The 16,749-nt window shown below is 47.6% G+C and carries 14 protein-coding genes; 4 read left to right on the top strand and 10 right to left on the bottom strand.

Going from position 1 to position 16,749, the window contains the following annotated elements; all coding sequences use genetic code 11:
- Positions 1-83: 83 nt before the first annotated feature.
- Entirely contained in the window at positions 84-1,817 is a 1,734-nt protein-coding gene (locus KJS52_RS06885; protein WP_213514017.1) for a sensor histidine kinase, read from the top strand.
- The gene (locus KJS52_RS06890) at positions 1,795-3,150 is read left to right on the top strand and encodes a response regulator (protein WP_213514018.1); all 1,356 of its coding nucleotides are present in this window, start codon (positions 1,795-1,797) and stop codon (positions 3,148-3,150) included. The genes KJS52_RS06885 and KJS52_RS06890 overlap by 23 nt, the downstream gene beginning before the upstream one ends.
- Positions 3,151-3,302: 152 nt before the next feature.
- On the opposite strand, the gene KJS52_RS06895 is transcribed toward KJS52_RS06890, so the two are convergent.
- The 10 genes from KJS52_RS06895 to yicI all read right to left on the bottom strand — a co-directional run bounded on the left by KJS52_RS06895 (position 3,303) and on the right by yicI (position 15,292).
- The gene (locus tag KJS52_RS06895; protein WP_213514019.1) at positions 3,303-3,866 is read right to left on the bottom strand and encodes a hypothetical protein; all 564 of its coding nucleotides are present in this window, start codon (positions 3,864-3,866) and stop codon (positions 3,303-3,305) included.
- A 193-nt stretch (positions 3,867-4,059) separates the two neighbouring features.
- Complete coding sequence (locus KJS52_RS06900) at positions 4,060-4,530, bottom strand: (2Fe-2S)-binding protein (RefSeq protein ID WP_213514020.1); 471 nt, start codon at positions 4,528-4,530, stop codon at positions 4,060-4,062.
- A gap of 86 nt (positions 4,531-4,616) precedes the next feature.
- Positions 4,617-5,447: an FAD binding domain-containing protein gene (locus tag KJS52_RS06905; protein ID WP_213514021.1), complete on the bottom strand. Its 831-nt coding sequence runs from the start codon at positions 5,445-5,447 to the stop codon at positions 4,617-4,619.
- Positions 5,444-7,813 carry a xanthine dehydrogenase family protein molybdopterin-binding subunit gene (locus KJS52_RS06910; protein WP_246563264.1) on the bottom strand — a complete coding sequence of 790 codons (2,370 nt, stop codon included), beginning with the start codon at positions 7,811-7,813 and terminating at the stop codon, positions 5,444-5,446. Before KJS52_RS06910 ends, KJS52_RS06905 begins: the two co-directional genes overlap by 4 nt.
- Before the next feature lie 48 nt (positions 7,814-7,861).
- Positions 7,862-8,488: a nucleotidyltransferase family protein gene (locus KJS52_RS06915; RefSeq protein WP_213514022.1), complete on the bottom strand. Its 627-nt coding sequence runs from the start codon at positions 8,486-8,488 to the stop codon at positions 7,862-7,864.
- Positions 8,448-9,491: an XdhC family protein gene (locus tag KJS52_RS06920; RefSeq protein ID WP_213514023.1), complete on the bottom strand. Its 1,044-nt coding sequence runs from the start codon at positions 9,489-9,491 to the stop codon at positions 8,448-8,450. The genes KJS52_RS06915 and KJS52_RS06920 overlap by 41 nt, the downstream gene beginning before the upstream one ends.
- Before the next feature lie 230 nt (positions 9,492-9,721).
- On the bottom strand, positions 9,722-10,747 hold the full coding sequence (locus KJS52_RS06925; RefSeq protein ID WP_213514024.1) for a Gfo/Idh/MocA family protein: 1,026 nt from the start codon (positions 10,745-10,747) through the stop codon (positions 9,722-9,724).
- A gap of 44 nt (positions 10,748-10,791) precedes the next feature.
- Positions 10,792-11,571 (bottom strand): sugar phosphate isomerase/epimerase family protein, encoded by a 780-nt coding sequence (locus KJS52_RS06930; protein ID WP_213514025.1) that lies wholly within the window; start codon positions 11,569-11,571, stop codon positions 10,792-10,794.
- A 121-nt stretch (positions 11,572-11,692) separates the two neighbouring features.
- A complete protein-coding gene (locus KJS52_RS06935) occupies positions 11,693-12,799 on the bottom strand; it encodes an AbrB family transcriptional regulator (RefSeq protein ID WP_213514026.1) in 1,107 nt (368 codons plus the stop codon).
- 171 nt (positions 12,800-12,970) lie between these two features.
- On the bottom strand, positions 12,971-15,292 hold the full coding sequence (gene yicI / locus KJS52_RS06940) for an alpha-xylosidase (RefSeq protein WP_213514027.1): 2,322 nt from the start codon (positions 15,290-15,292) through the stop codon (positions 12,971-12,973).
- 150 nt (positions 15,293-15,442) lie between these two features.
- On the opposite strand from yicI, the gene KJS52_RS06945 reads away from it, so the two are divergent.
- Both KJS52_RS06945 and KJS52_RS06950 read left to right on the top strand, forming a co-directional pair.
- The gene (locus KJS52_RS06945; protein WP_213514028.1) at positions 15,443-16,348 is read left to right on the top strand and encodes an AraC family transcriptional regulator; all 906 of its coding nucleotides are present in this window, start codon (positions 15,443-15,445) and stop codon (positions 16,346-16,348) included.
- Between the two features lie 171 nt (positions 16,349-16,519).
- Entirely contained in the window at positions 16,520-16,747 is a 228-nt protein-coding gene (locus KJS52_RS06950; protein WP_213514029.1) for a 3-dehydroquinate dehydratase, read from the top strand.
- Positions 16,748-16,749: the final 2 nt, after the last annotated feature.

Below are 16,749 nucleotides of genomic sequence, written 5' to 3' on the forward strand. Positions count from 1 at the left end.
TTGCTTCTTCTTTTATTATTTTCGTTTTATGATAGAATGAAGCATCCAACCAGTTGATATTCCCTGAAAGCGAGGGTGTTATTGTGATAAGAAATGTTACGATGAAGCGGTTCATTTATTTTTTCAGCTTCTTCCTCCTTATTACGTTGAGCTTGTTCTATGTGATGAATAAGCTTAGCTCCAATACCGTTGAACAAAGCCTGATCAATGCTTCGAAAGGGCAAGTCCAATATACGAACAGTATCATTGAAGGCATTATTGCAGAAGCCAGCTTATACGGCACCCAATTCGCTGCCGATCATGATGTGCGCATTTATAAAAATCAAATACTGGAGCTTGACAACTACAATTATCAAATGAAAAAGAACAATATTCATGATCGCCTGGAGGATGTGCTCATTTCCAGTCAAGCCGTCAATTCAATCGGCATTTACTGGAAGGGCGACGGGACTTATATTACAACCTCGAACGATGCAGCGACTAAATCGATCTTTCAGGCCGTCAATGAGCGCGGCTGGCAGGTTATCGATCAATCGCTTTATTACTTTGCCGTTTATCCTTATATTCAGCAAGCCGGAGAAAGCAGTGTGCCGGAGTACATTGTCGGCGTTCAGTTGAAAACAGACTATATGAAAAACGTGCTGCTTAATGCGACCAATGGTGAAAACTCCAATGCATACCTTTGGGTGAACAAGGAGCAGCTATGGAGCAACCAAAAGGTTCATGAAAAAATAGCAGAGCTTGTGGAGCAAAATGTAGCGGAAAACAGCGAGACCGATATATTAAAATTTGATTATCATGCGCGATCGGGCGACTACTATATACTCGCCAAATATATTCCGCTCATCGATTCATATCTGGTTTCCTATACGCGAGCAAGCGATGTATTGCAGCCGCTTGAGCAAAATCGCCAGCTATTCGTTGTTAGCATCGCGGCAATTGTCATTTTGGGTCTGTACGTAATTTATATGTTTTACCGCAATTTTTACCGCAACGTTCATTTGCTGCAAAAAAAGTTTCATCATGTCGAAGAGGGTAACTACGGCACGCGCATTACCCATAAAACAAAAAATGAGTTTTCGAATTTATTCAATAGCTTTAACGGCATGGTCGCGAAAATTCAAGGGCTGTTCGCCTCGCTAAAAATTGAGACGGAGCTGCGCCACAATGCAGAATTGAAGCAATTGCAGGCGCAAATTAACCCGCATTTTTTATACAACAGTCTGTTCTTTATTACGACCGTAGCCAAAACCTCGCCTGATGCCGTTGTGCAAATGAGCAAGCATCTCGCGCAATATTATCGCTATATGACGAAGCTGGATAAGGACGAAGTTACGCTGCAAACCGAGCTTAAGCTGGCCGAGCATTATTTGGCGATAATGGCGCTTAGCAAGCAGCTTACATATCAGATTAAGCTGCCGCCTGAGCTGGAAAGCTTCATGATCAAGCCGCTAATGATCCAGCCAATCGTAGAAAATGCGATTCAACACGGGATTGAAGAACGGCAAGGCGCGCATCGTGTGACGATTGATGTAAAGCGCGTTGAGGCGGGTATTTTAATCACCGTTGCCGATGATGGCAAAGGGCTTGAGCCGCAGCAGCTTAGCCTGCTGGAGGGCAGAATTAATTATTCGACTGCCAGCGAGGGCTCACGAGGAATCGGCTTGTGGAACGTCAATCAGCGCCTTAAAAATATGTACAGCAAGGGCAGCTGCATCCGCTTTAGCAATAATGAATGGGGCGGCTTAACCGTAGAGGTTTTCATTGCATTGCAGTCAGAAGGAGGGCAACAGGATGAAGCTGTTAATCGTGGATGATGGACAATATGTAGTCGAATATCTTAAGCATTTGCTTGATTGGAGAAGCTTTGGAATCGAGCATGTGCTAACGAGCACCAACTCGATTGAAGCAAAGCACATTCTTGATGATAATGGCATCGATATTTTAATAACCGATATCCGGATGCCTGAGGTTTCTGGCATTGATTTGCTCGAGCATATCCATCAGTCAAAGCTGAAAACAAAGGTGATCTTTTTATCTGGTTATTCACAGTTCGACTATGCGCAAAAAGCAATTCGCCTCGGCATTTTGGATTATTTGCTTAAGCCGGTCGATAAAGAGGATATGGAAAAGGCGATTGCACAGGCGATAAAATCAATCGAGGCTATGCCGAAAGCAGCTGCTGTAAACTGGCAGCAATTCGACGGACTTGGTTTCTTGCTATCCCTGCTTTGTGAAACAATAGCCAAAGAAATGGCTTTCGAGCAATGTACCGGTTCACTGGACGCAAGCTCCTTCTGCTTCTTCAAGATCGCTGATTATAAAGAAATTGATGAAGCGACCATTCGTGACTATAACGGTGGGTTGAGCTGCTTTATTTGGCGCACTGACCAGCTGCTCGCTGGATTAGTGCGACATGAGGATTGTAAAGCGATTGCCGAGCGCATCGCAAATATCAAGCTCTCCGATGAGTTCCAGCTTTCACATACCAATCGCGTTCGGCATCAATTTTATTTATTTTTTCATAACGAGAATATGGGCTTTGCAGATTATGCCTCAATCCAGGACACAATACAGCTGCCAAGCATGCTCGAATCGGAAGGCTTGCGTAAAGCGATTATGAAAAGATATGCTCAGCTGGACAATAACAAGCTTAAGCTGCTATTCCTGATGGAGCTGATCGCCTCTCTGTACAAGAGCGACAGTGCGCTTTATGAGCTTAATAGTATAGATTGGATATTTAACGAGCTGCAACAGCCAGACGAAGTGCTGCAACAGATTTTGACTGCTATGAGCCAGCATGAAAAATGTAAAAAGCTATCCAATGAGCATACGATTCGCATGATTCACGATTATGTCGAAGCCCATCTCGGTGATGGATTAAGCTTGGAGGAGTTGGGCGAGCATGTCCATCTTCACCCCGTTTATTTATCCAAGCTGTATAAGCAGGAAACAGGAGAAAATTTGTCCGCCTATATCTCCATGAAGCGGCTGGAGAAGGCTTCACGACTTTTAATCGAGTCAAATCTGCATGTAGTAGATATTTCTCAAATGGTCGGCTACAAAAAAACACAGTATTTTATTAAGCTGTTCAAGGAAAAGTATGGTGTTACGCCGCAGCAGTATCGGAGGCAGCAGTTTAACGGCTAGGTTCTAAACTGGACTTTGATGACGTTGTGTTGCGTTGTAGCGTAGTCGGCGGCGAATATGGCGCGCTAGCGAAAACTGGGGTGCTCACGTAGCAACGTTCTACGCTGTACTCCTCGTTTTCTACTAGCGTGCCCTCTTCTTGGTCCTGCTATTTAAGCAGCTCCAAACTGATCAATTACCTTAAAAGTGCCAAACCTGACTGTTAGTATTGATTCGTCGATCCCATCTAATATTTGCTCTTTATGTTTTTCATACATTTCTTCAGATATGAGCAGTTCAATTCTGTTGTTTTCTGCAAACACCAACTGCACGCCCAAATCGCTTCTTTGCATTAATAGATCTTGAAACTCCCTAATTTCAGCCGCGCTATATTTAACATACTCAATTTTGGCTTCAGGATTCATTTCTTTGATTAGCTTCTCATCATTAGATCCTTTATGTTTCAATAAATATACATTCTCTCCTTTTTCATTTATGTAGATGCCGCCGAAATTGCTATTTGTTTCGGTCAAAATAGAGGCCAGTTTTTCAAGTTCTCCCATACCTTCGAGCTCATTTGCAATCCTTTCTTCTTCCTTAAATGGTTCTTCCACTTTCTCGGTTACTTTAGCCTCTTGATTGCTCAAGTTCTTCACATAAAGAAATCCACACATACCTGCTAGTATGACTGTTGAAGCTGCCAACAACGCCAGCTTTACGTTTAGTTTGCTTTTCATTTTCACACTCCGTTCTAAATTGTTTCGATACTTGTATAAACGCATGCAGCACTGGAAAATGTTGCATTTACATTGGTAAAACGAAAAAGAAGCAGACCATCATTTAGCTGATAGCCTGCTTCTTTTTTAGTTAAGGTGTCGCCCTAATAACTCTTCCGAACAAAGACATTCTTCATGGTTAACCTTCTATCTTCTAGTTCATCATCCGACTCGTCGGTTGCCCACTGGACAGCACGGCTTCAACCGCTTCCTGGATTTCCTCATAGCTGGTGCAGCGACAGATATTCGACTGCAGCCATTCGCGCACCGTAGCTTTGTCGGCTTTGGGGTGTAGGTGCGCAAGGGCGTGGCTGTTCATAATGAAGCCGGGCGTGCAGTAGCCGCATTGAAATGCAAATTTCTCTACAAACGCCCTCTGTACCGGTGAATCTTGCAGTCCTTCGATCGTCTCCACCGTTTTGTCCGCCGCCTCGACGGCAAGCATCAAGCACGACTTCATTGGCAAGCCGTCTACCGTGACCGTGCATGCCCCACAATCACCGTGGCGACAGCCGGGCTTGACGCCAGTGAGGCCGAGGTTTTCCCGCAGCACATCCAACAACAGCTCTGCCGGACGAACGTCTGCACTTCTTATTTCTCCGTTCACGTTCAATCGAAGCTTCATCACACTAACCTCATTTCCCCCAATGTTCCCTTCCATTAACCATTTGTGTCATTCAAGCTTGTATATGCTCAAGCTGCTCTAGCAGTTCAGGCTTCCATGTTTGCAAGTAAATCCTCAAGCGTCACCTGCCAGACAAGCCGGCGGTAGTTAGCGGACGCCAGCATATCGCTGCGGATCGGGGCAGGCAGACGGTCTTCAGCCTGACGAATCCTCTCCCCCACCGGAAGCTCGTGCTGATTTAATATTTTTTCAATTTCTTCCGAACGAAAAGGAAAGTCGCAAAGTCCGCTGAATGCGAAACGGCTGCCTGACTCAGTTGTGAGAGTGGCCACGGTTATGATAGGGTAGCCAATGGCAGACTGTTTCCGCTTCTTTACACTTGTATATGGCCGTAACCGATAGCTCGTATTCACTTTGAATTGAACGAGAAATTCGCCTTTAGCGAGCTGCATCGATCGTTGAAAAAGTTGGGCAATCGGCAATCGGCGAGCACCTGAGACGCCGGCGACAATAACATCGCTATCGGCAAGCAACAGCGGAAGGATTGCTTCCTTATAGATCAGCTCGCTGCATACGTTTCCGCCAAGTGTTATTTTGTTTCTTGATGTGCGGTCGGCAATACCGCTTCCCGTCGCCCCCAGCAAAGGAAAGATTTCCGAATCGTGAATTTCCGACAACGTAAGCGCAGAGCCCAATGTCATTTCCTGCTCCTCCACAGCGAGTGCTCTGCACTCCGGGATGCCCTTCAGATCGATAACGGCTTCGGTATAGATCTGATTCAGCCGGGCGAAGGTAGCGATCTCCGTGCCGCCCGACCAGTAGAGCGGCCACTTCCCTTTTTGGTCCAGCCTCATGTACAGGGCAACTGCTTCCTCAATCGTCGCTGGTCGGTAATAGTTGAAATCGAACGGTATCATACGCTGCCTCCATCCTTGGCTCTCCAGATTGTCTCAGGGAAGAGCGGCAGTACGTTCATCCGCACTCCTGCAGCTCGCGAAACAGCACTTGCAAGTGCTGCCGGGATCGAGATCAAACCGTACTCTCCCAGGGAACGGGCTCCGAACGGTGCATCCAGACACGGACTTTCGATAAATTCGACAATGTATTCCGGATTCTCCCCATAACGCAGCACAGAGTATGTTCGCAGCGTCGTATTGAGGAGTATGCCTTCATCGGTATAATCAAAGCCTTCATGGCTGGCGTAGCTGAGTCCCATCGCCATCGCCCCCATAACTTGCCCGAACGCTCCTTTCGGATTCAGTACCTTGCCCGCATCATTGACCGAGATTGCCTTGACAATCCGGTACGAATAGTCTCGTGTATCCATCTCGATTTCTACCGCCTGAGCACCAACATTCCATTCCGGTCCCAATTGCCCTTCGCCGGTTGCCGGGTCAAGCGGACTCATCCAGCGCTGAATGAAGTGGCCCCGTCCAATGATCTGTCCACCGATCGAGTTGCCGTTCGGATACCGGTAGCCGTAGCAAATGTCCTTGTATGGAATTTGAACTCGCGGGTCTGCCCTGACAAACACTTTCTCGTCACCGAGCTCCAGATCGTCAGGATCGGCGCGCAGCACAGTCGCAGCGATCGCAATTAATTGCTTGCTCGCATCATCTGCTGCCTTCAGTGCAGCTCGCCCTGCAAAGAACGTACTGCGGCTCGCAACCGTCTCCCAATGCTCAGGTGTGTCCAACGTGTTGACCTTGAATTTGACATGTACGCGGTCGACGCTCATGCGGAGCCGTTCCGCCACCATTTGAGCGAGCACCGTCTTTGAACCAGTACCAAGCTCGACGACACCCGTCTCCAGATTGACGCTTCCATCCTGATTAAACAATAGAATGACGCCGGATACGGCATTGGAGGCGAACGAGGAATTTTTCCAGAAGCAGGCGATGCCTTTGGCCCGTACGGTGTGGTCGTTAAGCTGCTGTACCTTCCAATCCTCCCAGCCGGACAGCTCGCGCATCCGCTCCAGACATGTTCGGAGGTCGCCCAGGTTGCTGGAATTAAGCATATTGCGCGTCGGTGTAGTATCACCCGGAACGATAGCGTTGCGCATGCGCAGCTCCCATGGGTCCATACCAAGCTCGTCGGCCAACGCATCGATCCCCCGCTCTATGGCGAACGTCATCTCGGTGTGTCCAAATCCGCGAAAAGCTGCGGGAAATACATGGTTCGTGTACACCGTCAAGCACTCGCAGTGCAGATTCTCTACGCTGTAAGGCCCCGTGCAGTCCGAAGCAGCTGAAAGCGCGATTGCACTCGACTTATCGTTGTAAGCTCCGCCATCAAAATGATAGACGATTTGCACTGCTTTAATTTTCCCGTCATGCGTGCTCCCCAGCTTGACTTTCGCCTGCAGGCCAATACGTACCGGCGATGTCGTAATGTCCTGTTCGCGCGTGTTAACGAGCTTGACCTTGCGCCCGCCAACTGCACGAGATGCTAAATAGACGATTGGTTCTAACTGAACCGATGACTTCCCTCCGTAGGCGCCGCCCACGAATAATGTGCGTACAATAACCCTGCCCGGTTCAAGGCCAAAATACCTTGCCATATACTTTTTAACAGCAAATGGAGCCTGCGACGACGTATCGATGAAGACACGCCCGTCTGGCATAATTTGTACGACTGCGCTGCGAGTCTCCATCGCCGCATGATCAGATGGTCCGAACGATACGGTGTTCTCTACAATCTTCTCGCACTCTGCCAACCCTCGTTCGATATCTCCTTTGATCACGTGAACGATGCTGGCTATATTCGTCCCAGGCACCGACACGACATCCTCGCTTTTTTCATACTCTTTCAATCTTTCATGAAGAATTGGCGCATCTGGATGCAGAGCCTCCGCAGGAGAATTGACAACAGGCAATGGCTCGTATTGGACCTGGACTAGATTGGCCGCCCACTGGGCCTGGGCCTCGGTTTCGGCGACAACAACGGCGACAGGCTCGCCGTAATAGCGTACCCGATCTCGCGCAAGGATCGGTCGGTCGCGGATTTCCTCGCCGACCAGCACTTCGCTTGCATCGCCAGTCAGAACTGCGAGAACACCCGGCGCGTTTTGGGCCGCGCTCGCATCAAGCGAGACAATCCGCGCATGCGCATATGGGCTGACCGCGAGCCTGGCATGAAGAATACTCGGTTCAATCCGGTCTGCCGTGTAAGTTGCGGCTCCCGTTACTTTGTCGAGAGATTCCTTCCTCGGCACACTTTTTCCGACTATTTCCACCTTGAACCCTCCAAACTGCTTTGTTTTTACGATTTGATTATCCAATTTGCCGCATTTTTTCTGCTTAGGTCGTGCTTCTCCAGCGCCAGGCTTTTAATCATACGACTTATTTATTCGATCATCAGGAGTCTTTACTAAATGTGCCTGCATCAGCCGCTGCAGCTTGTACAGATCGTCTGGAGTATCGACATCGCCAAATACAGCAGCTGAGTTGACATCGACCAACTTTCCGCGCCATGCCGCATCAGTCAGAAGCTTGCGTGCTCCCGCATCTCCAATCAGTGACTCTACTGCAGGGAACATCGCTGCACTAAGTAAAGCAGGCGGGTGAGGAGTACCGTTACAACTGCAGGCCACATAGTCGAGCGAACGATCCCGCGCAAATTCTTCTGCCAAGCTCCCCAACAGTTCTGACGTTATAAAAGGCTGATCGGCCAGCACAACCAACACAGCATCCGTTTTTGCTGCTCCCTTAAGCGCCTGCGCGAGTCCATAGCGCAGCGAATAAGCCATTCCCTGATCGGCGTCCGCATACGTAGCAATGCACAGCTTCGCCCGCCATTCATGTACATGCGTCTGGGAAGCCCAAGCCAGGTCATCGTCCTCCCGGACGACGGCGACGATCTCAGCAATTTCCCGACAGTGGAGCATAGCCTCCAGAGCGAACAACCCAAGCGCCTTACCTGCGGCAAGCTCCAAAGATAGCTTGTGTCTCCCCATCCTTCGGCTCTGTCCGGCAGCCAAGTAAATGCCTGTCAAGCGCATATGCACCATCCGCTCCTTTCCTGATCAAGCTGCGGCTGCGGACAGCAATGAGCTCAGCCACAATACTAACCGCGATCTCCTCAGGCCCTTCGCCCCCTATAGCCAGCCCGACCGGCGCATGCACGAACGATGGCCTGGGCAAGCCTTCGAACAGATGGGCGATTCGCTTGCGCGATCCGATCACACCAAGATAGATTGGCTCAATCGCCAGCAACAGCTCTAACATTTCCCGGTCTTTGCGAAGCTGATGGCTGCAGACGATAGCATAATCCGAAGATTGAATGCAAAGCGCAGCCACAATGTCCGCAGCCGATCCAACCGCCAGCTCAGCGTTAGGGAATCGCGCCGCATTTACAAGCTCTTCTCGCCAATCCGCTACTGCCATCCGGAAGCCGATACGACCTGCTAGTCTATACAGTGGATCAAGATCCTGCCCTGCTCCGAACAGCAGCAGACGCGGCTTGGGCAAAAACGTTTGCTCAAAGACAAGCTCTTCATCCTCGTGTCCGTTTTGAATGTTAGCCAACCCGTCAATCGACTTCAAATCGTAGCGCATGCCGTCGCCAAAACCGTAGCGGAGTAAACGAACCGTTTCACCTTTCTCAATCAAACTGTACGCAGTTCCTAACAGCTCTCGCAACAGCCCTGCAATCGGCTCAAGCAGAATACGCAGCTTGCCGCCACAGCCGATGGCATCTCCCCAGACAGCATCCTCTTCGGGAACCATATTATAGGTAATGATTTCGTAATCACCGCTCTTGAGTAAAGAAGACACTCTTAGCTGCAGATCAGTTTCGAGACAGCCTGGGCTCAAGCTGCCGATAGTCGCTCCACCTTCTGTAAGCAGCATCATTGCCCCCGTTTTGCGGTAGGCATGCCCCTCCACACCGACAATAGTCGCCAGCACTGTCGGCTCTGCCGAGGTTGAAGCCAAGCGCAGCACATCGTAAGCATCCATGTCTCGTTTTTCTCCTTATGTAAATTGTCAGATCTAATCGCATTGCTTATCAATATAGTATGAATTACCTTGGGAATCATGACTGTTAGTTACGACGGCAGGCTGCCATACTGCTTATTCAGCCCATGGAACTCTAGTTTAAAACGAAAAAGAAGCAGACCATCATTTAGCTGATAGCCTGCTTCTGCAACTTGCTTCGCTATTTCATATAGCGAAGCTATTTATTTCAATTACGACTGAACTTTAATAACTTTGCCTGTTGCTTGTGATTCAAATGCGTCAAGAATAACCTTCAGGGACGCTCTGCCTTCCTCGCCAGTTACGGCAGGCTCAGTATCATTGATGATAGAGTCTACAAATTTTTCAACGACAAAGCTTGAAAGCTGCTTCTCATTAGTGGAAATTTCGCCAGTTTGGTACTTGTTGATAGTGCCATCGCGCAGCTCGACAATAACTTGATCTACAGGATCAGTACCGATGCGCATTACGCCGTTTTCGCACCAAAGCACCGTGCTGTTATCCTCGCCCTTGTAGTACGTCCAGCTTGCTACAAGCGTACCAATTGCGCCAGATTGCATGCGAAGGATGCATGAAGCGTTGTCGTCGCTTTCTGTATCTTTCTTGTCGAGTGTGCCTACAAATGCTGCAACCTCGGAAACCTCATCGTCAAGCAGCCAGCGAATCAAATCTGATTTGTGAACGCCCAGATCGCCCATTGCGCCCATAATCGCTTCTTCCTTGCGGAAAAACCAGCTGTCAGCACCGTCAATGCTCCAAGCATCAGGGCCTGGATGTCCAAAGGAGGTGCGGAATGTCAATACTTTGCCCATTACACCCGTTTGCAAAATTTCTTTCGCTTTTTGATGCGGAGGCATAAAGCGCTGGTTGTGGCCAACCATCAGCTTTACATTGTTTGCTTTTGCTGCTTCGATCATGGCAGCTGCTTCTTCGTCAGTAACAGCCATTGGCTTTTCAACCAAAACATGCGCGCCTGCTTTTGCTGATTCAATTGTTTGTTCAGCGTGCAAGTAGTTTGGCGTACAAACGCTTACTGCATCCGGCTTTACAGCAGCCAGCATTTCCTTATAGTCGGCAAACGCTTGACCGCCGTGCTCGTTTGCATACTGCTGAGCACGCTCAATAACAGGGTCAACAAAAGCAACTAGCTCAACATTCGAATTTTCTGCATACTCTGGAATATGACGATGCTTTGCGATTGATCCGCATCCAATTACAGCAACTCTTAGCTTAGACATTAAATGATCTCTCCCTTTAATTATAAGTTCAACTTAAACATGAATTAAAATTGATTCAAGTAGTTCTGCTTCAGCCAATTCAAGCTTGTTTCAACAGCTTCAAGTGGCGGGTTGGTGCAGGAATCCTGCTCCACAATGATCCAATCGACATCTGCATCTGATGCTGCCTGAATGATGTCATTAAGCGCCAGGGAGCCTTCTCCCAATTCAACAGTGTCGATTGTTTTGCCAGGATCGCGGCTTTCCTTAAGGTAATCCTTAAGATGTACGATTGGCAGGCGTCCAGCGTATTTGGCAATATAGGCAACAGGGTCAATTCCTGAAAATTGAACCCAGCCAATATCCATCTCTACCTTCAAATTCTCAGCAGGAATGCGCTCGAACATCGCCTCAAATACCATTTGTCCGTCGATTTTAGTTGAGAATTCAAAGTCGTGGTTATGATACAGCAGTTCAATTCCTTGCTCTGTGCACGCTTTGCCGATTGCAGCCAAATCTACCAAATGCTGCTGCCAGGCCTCAGCACTGCGCAGCTCTTCCGGAAGCCATGGACAAACCGCATACTTGGAGCCAATCGTTTTCAAGTAATCAATTTCAGCCTGCAAATTGTCCTTCAAGCTGCTAAGCTGAATATGGCAGCCAATCGCTTTCAAGCCAAGCTCATCCAATAGCTCCTTCATGCGCGCTGCAGGAATATCGCCGTAATGAAAAAATTCCACACCTTCATAGCCTAATCCTGCTACATGACGCAGTGTTCCTTCAAAATCAGCCGCAAGCTGATCTCGGACCGTAAACAATTGCAGACCAATGCCCATTCTTTTCATTGCACCCGCGCTCCTTTATATCATCCTATATTTTGTTTGATTTTGCTTAACTGAATATAAGTATAGCGCATACATTGTTGAAAAAATATTATTTGAATTAGCATAATCTTATGCGATTTTGTCATCTCTGTATATTTAACTCTTCTTTTCTACTAAAAAAGCCAGCCAACCATTGCAGCAGCGGAAATACAACAAAATAAATAAACAGCAGCCTGAACATTTGAAATATCGTAACAACTGTCGCGTCAACCTTTAGTGCAGCTGCAATAAGGCTCATCTGATCCATTCCGCCCGCCGCTGTGCTTAAAAAACTGGTTACGATATCAAGTCCTAGCATGCGGCTAAGCAACATCGCACAGCAATAGCTGAAAGCTAGTAAAATGATTGAGCTTGTCAGCCCCGTAACGACAACCTTCCACGGCAGCTTGATCATATCCGGCTTAAGCATAAGGCCAATGTAAGCACCGATTGCCAGTTGGGCAGCATGCAGCAGGCTGTCTGGCACCGCAATCGGCTGAATGCCTGCGACATTGACAGCAATTCCTACTAATACTGGCGCTAAAAAATAGGCAACCGGGAATTTCAGCTTCTCCCCAATAACTGCAGCACCATAGGCCAGCAGCAAATAAACAGCAAGCAGCCACAAAGGAGTCGCTTCTATCTCAACTGGAGCAACATTAAGCTTGCCGCTAACGATAAACGGTACAATACTGACAATAGATAGCACGCGAATAATTTGAAAATAAGTAACCGAACCGAGCTCTATTCCTTTATGTTCCTCAGCAAAGGCAACCGATTGTGAAAGTCCGCCGGGAATACTGGCAGTCAAAGCGGTCATAAATGCCATGCCGGTCAGCTTCATCGTGATAAGAGCAAGTAGAATGCAAAATAATAGCAAAATAACATTGAGCAGCAGCATATAGAGCAAATAATGCCCCATGTTGGCAAATGCTGAAAGCGTAAAGGAGCTGCCGATCGCGGCGCCTAAAATGATGAGCGCAATATTTCTAAATGGTTTCGGCCAGCTCCATGACGTAGAAATAGTGAGCTGCGACAGCATGACCGAAAAAATAGGGCCTAGCAGCCAAGGCATAGGCAAATGCAGAAGGCTGAACAGTAATACGCCCAAGCTGGCTGATGCAAGCACCTTTAATGTAGAATACAATTGTGAAGTCACTTCCTTGCTATTTACGGTCTGTTTTTTTTCAGTATACCAGCTTAGCACCATTGTTTACCATCCAAGTAAAAAAAGGAGTTGCTCAAAAAGTCAGTGAAAGCTGACAATCTGAGCAAACCCCTCTCATTTGCTTGTGCTTGTTTATTGCTGCGGAGCAATGCACTCCTCCGCTAAAACCTTTAATAGCCGGTCGCGCTTACTTCACACGTTTATTTCAAACTCTTACGCAAGAGTGATGGTAAAGCTTGCATCGCCAACTGCGCCTAGTGAAATAACGCCGTCTTGAACTTGAGCGTCAATGCCCGCTACTGCTGCTGCAGATGCCTCGCCTTTAACTGCAATCGAAAGCGGCTTGCTTGCTCCTTTTAGCGTTACTGCAATGGTATTGCCAGTGCGCGCAGCTTCAACAGTAAGTGCTGCCTCGCCTTTTTCATTGCGCACTACCGTTTGTGCCGATGCGCCATCCTGCAAATTATGAAGCTGAAGCTGTACGCCATCAGCAAAGTCATAGTCAGGACGCTGATCATTGGCGCCGATTGGCAGAATGGTGTTTTCGCGAACGAACAACGGCAGACTCATAAAGTCATGCGTTTCAGTTCTCCAAGTTCCGCCTTGTACAGTTTCGCCTGTTAGCAAGCTGTTCCATTTTCCTGCTGGCAAGTAGTACGTAACCTCGCCTTCCTCGCTGAACACTGGCGCAACAAGCAAGGAGTCTCCCAGCATATATTGACGGTCCAATTGCTCTACCGCTGGATCGCCATGGAATTCAAGCACCATTGCTCGCATCGCTGGTACGCCATGCTCATGCGCTTGAACCGCAGTATTGTACAGGTATGGCATAAGCTTGCTTTTTAGCTTCGTAAATTTGCGTGTTACATCGACTGCCTCTTGATCATAATCCCAAGGCACTCGGTAAGATTTTGAACCGTGCAGACGGCTGTGGCTGGATAGCAAACCGAACTGCAGCCAGCGCTTGAACACATGGCTAGGTGCTGTATTTTCAAAGCCGCCGATATCATGGCTCCAGAAGCCGAAGCCTGACAAGCCTAGTGACAGCCCGCCGCGCAAGCTTTCTGCCATCGACTCATAATCCGCGTAGCAATCTCCGCCCCAGTGAACCGGGAACTGCTGACCGCCTGCTGTAGCAGAACGAGCGAATACCGCAGCTTCATTTTTGCCAAGCTTTTCTTCCAGGACGCCAAATACGCATTTATTGTATAGCTGGGTGTAGTAGTTATGCATTTTGTACGGATCAGAGCCATCAAAGTATACAACGTCTGTTGGAATACGCTCGCCGAAGTCCGTTTTGAAGCTGTCAACGCCCATATCAACCAGCTCGCGCAAATAAGACGCATACCATTCGCAGGCTGCTGGATTCGTAAAGTCAACCAGCGCCATGCCTGGCTGCCACAAATCCCATTGCCATACGTCGCCGTTTGGCTTTTTCACAAGATAACCGTTGGCTTTGCCTTCCTCAAACAAACGAGAGCGCTGGGCAATGTACGGATTAATCCATACGCAAATTCTTAAGCCGCGCTCCTTAAGACGAGCAAGCATGCCTTCCGGATCAGGGAATACAGATTCGTCCCATTTGAAGTCAGTCCAATGGAATTCCTTCATCCAGAAGCAATCGAAGTGGAATACATGCAGCGGCAAATCGCGCTCAACCATTCCATCTACGAAGGAGTTGACCGTTTGCTCATCATAATTTGTTGTAAAGGAGGTGCTGAGCCATAGACCAAACGTCCATGCTGGCGGCAGCGCTGGACGGCCAGTAAGCTGCGTATAGCGGTCAAGCACGCCTTTTAGATCCGGACCGTCGATGATGAAATATTCAAGAGATTCGCCAACTACGCTAAATTGAACCTTCTTCACTTTCTCAGAAGCTACCTCAAGCGAAACAAGCTCTGGCTGATTAATAAATACGCCGTAGCCTTTATTCGTCAAGTAGAACGGTATGTTTTTATAAGCTTGCTCGGAGCTTGTACCTCCGTCTTGATTCCAAATATCCACGGTTTGGCCATTTTTCACAAAAGCAGTAAAGCGCTCGCCCAAGCCGTAAACCCATTCGCCTACGCCAAGATCAAGCTCCTCGCGCACATAGGCGCGCTCTTTGCCTTCTGTAATATAAGCCATAGATTTTTGCTGGCTGCCTGTCAGACGTTTGCCATCCCGCAGGAAATCTACCTTCCATTCTGGACCTTTGGCGATGCGAACAGTCAAATTGCCGCTAGTCAAAGAGGCATATTGATCTGTTTCTTCAATAACAGCATGGCTTTCAGCAGAAGCAGCCAGCTCAAAGTGAGGGCCAACATCTTGTACGCCTGCATGGTGGATAATTTTAACGCCAATTACACCAGGAAGCGGAGAGTGAAACTGAATCGTTAAAAGCATCGTATCGAGCATATTGGCACGAGTCAAAATTGGTCGTGGTGCTGCATACGCTGTCAAAACGCCATCTTTCGCGATAAAATCATGTGCCTGAACAGCTCCTTGAACATTGAATTGCTCATGGATTAGCCAGTTTCCGTTTTGGAATTTCATCGTTTTCGCACAACCTTTCTATGTTCATTATTAATTTGGACAGTATAAAATGTGTTATACTTGCATTATAGTGAGCTTTTTTTATTTAATCTAACAAAATAATGCTTGAATATAGCACGATTTTGATGTTTGTAAAGGATGAAGCCAGTTATGGATCTAACAATTAAAACTAGTCTGAAAGAAAACCGCCAGCATGGCAGTCACTCGTTTCCACTCGCATCCTATTGGATCGATCAAAATATAGCAGGAGCGCCTGCACTTGAATGTCATTGGCATGATGAGGTTGAGTTTTTTTATGTAATCGAAGGGGAAGTGCTGTTCCAGCTGAACACCGATTACTTTCCTGTGAAGGCTGGAGAAGCCGTATTTATTGAGAGCGGTGAAATTCACGCGGGACATGCTTATCATGATGCGACATGCATGTATGGCGCGGTCGTTTTTGACAAGCAGCTGCTGTCCAGCTCCAGCTTTGACCATATTCAAGCCACTTTTATCGCACCATTTCTTGATCGTTCACGTACCTTTCCTGCTCATATTACAGGAGAGACACGCTGGGGAAAGCAATTACTGTTTCAGCTAAGAGAGCTGCTGTCGATTTGCGATCAGCAGGAATTCGGCTTTGAGCTTGCTGCCAAGCAGCAGCTGCTTGCAATGCTTCATACGATTATGACGCAAGGCAAGTCTGCTAACAGGAGTGCAAAGGCTAGTCAAAACAGTACAAAGGCGCTGCGGCTGAAGAAAGCGATCAGCTATATGCAGTCCAACTACAATCAGCCTTTGAAAATTTCGCAAATCGCCCAGCAAATCCCGATGAGTGAAGGACAATTTTGTCGTTTTTTCAAAAGCATGACTCGTCAAACACCAATCGAATATTTAAATTCATACCGTATTCGGCGCGCGGGCGAGCTTTTGCTTGATCCAAGCCATAAAATTTCTTCAGTCGCGCTTGATGTCGGCTTTGATCATATGAGCTATTTTGTTAAAGTATTTCGTCAGCAAATGAATTGCACACCTTCAGAATTTCGCAAACGAATGCTGCAAGGAAGTTCGGACTAGGGCGTGTCTGAGAACCCGCCCAGACAGCCCTTAACATTTAATGAGAAAATTTTCATGCAATTCAGCTAATTTTTATTTTATATTCGCTTAATGTTTTATATTTTTTAAGGTAATCTTAAGGTTAGGTGTTTACACTATAGCCATACTAACGTAGTGTTGGAGGGTGATTACATGACAACTACACTTGTATTCCAAAATAAAGCAATTCCTGTATATATGAGTGAACAAAATAAAAAAGCAATGCGCAAGCTGGAAGCAATCCTGAATCGCAAATGGGAAACCGGCAAGCAAGCACTTAAGCAGTGCCTGGCTACCTTGATCAGTATTGAAATTGTCGGCTCAGAAGCAACGCTTCATGCGCTGACTGAGCATCACAGCCTGACGATTTCGCTGTACTAGGC

Source organism: Paenibacillus montaniterrae (genome assembly GCF_018403185.1).
Taxonomy (GTDB): Bacteria; Bacillota; Bacilli; order Paenibacillales; family Paenibacillaceae; genus Pristimantibacillus; species Pristimantibacillus montaniterrae.

Coding starts and splice junctions, on each gene's coding strand:
- KJS52_RS06945 (WP_213514028.1), top strand. CDS start 15,443: ATGGATCTAACAATTAAAACTAGTCTGAAAGAAAACCGCCAGCATGGC.
- KJS52_RS06920 (WP_213514023.1), bottom strand. CDS start 9,491: ATGGATGCTTACGATGTGCTGCGCTTGGCTTCAACCTCGGCAGAGCCG.
- KJS52_RS06930 (WP_213514025.1), bottom strand. CDS start 11,571: ATGAAAAGAATGGGCATTGGTCTGCAATTGTTTACGGTCCGAGATCAG.
- KJS52_RS06890 (WP_213514018.1), top strand. CDS start 1,795: ATGAAGCTGTTAATCGTGGATGATGGACAATATGTAGTCGAATATCTT.
- KJS52_RS06935 (WP_213514026.1), bottom strand. CDS start 12,799: ATGGTGCTAAGCTGGTATACTGAAAAAAAACAGACCGTAAATAGCAAG.
- KJS52_RS06915 (WP_213514022.1), bottom strand. CDS start 8,488: ATGGGGAGACACAAGCTATCTTTGGAGCTTGCCGCAGGTAAGGCGCTT.
- KJS52_RS06900 (WP_213514020.1), bottom strand. CDS start 4,530: ATGAAGCTTCGATTGAACGTGAACGGAGAAATAAGAAGTGCAGACGTT.
- KJS52_RS06895 (WP_213514019.1), bottom strand. CDS start 3,866: ATGAAAAGCAAACTAAACGTAAAGCTGGCGTTGTTGGCAGCTTCAACA.
- KJS52_RS06925 (WP_213514024.1), bottom strand. CDS start 10,747: ATGTCTAAGCTAAGAGTTGCTGTAATTGGATGCGGATCAATCGCAAAG.
- yicI (WP_213514027.1), bottom strand. CDS start 15,292: ATGAAATTCCAAAACGGAAACTGGCTAATCCATGAGCAATTCAATGTT.
- KJS52_RS06950 (WP_213514029.1), top strand. CDS start 16,520: ATGACAACTACACTTGTATTCCAAAATAAAGCAATTCCTGTATATATG.
- KJS52_RS06905 (WP_213514021.1), bottom strand. CDS start 5,447: ATGATACCGTTCGATTTCAACTATTACCGACCAGCGACGATTGAGGAA.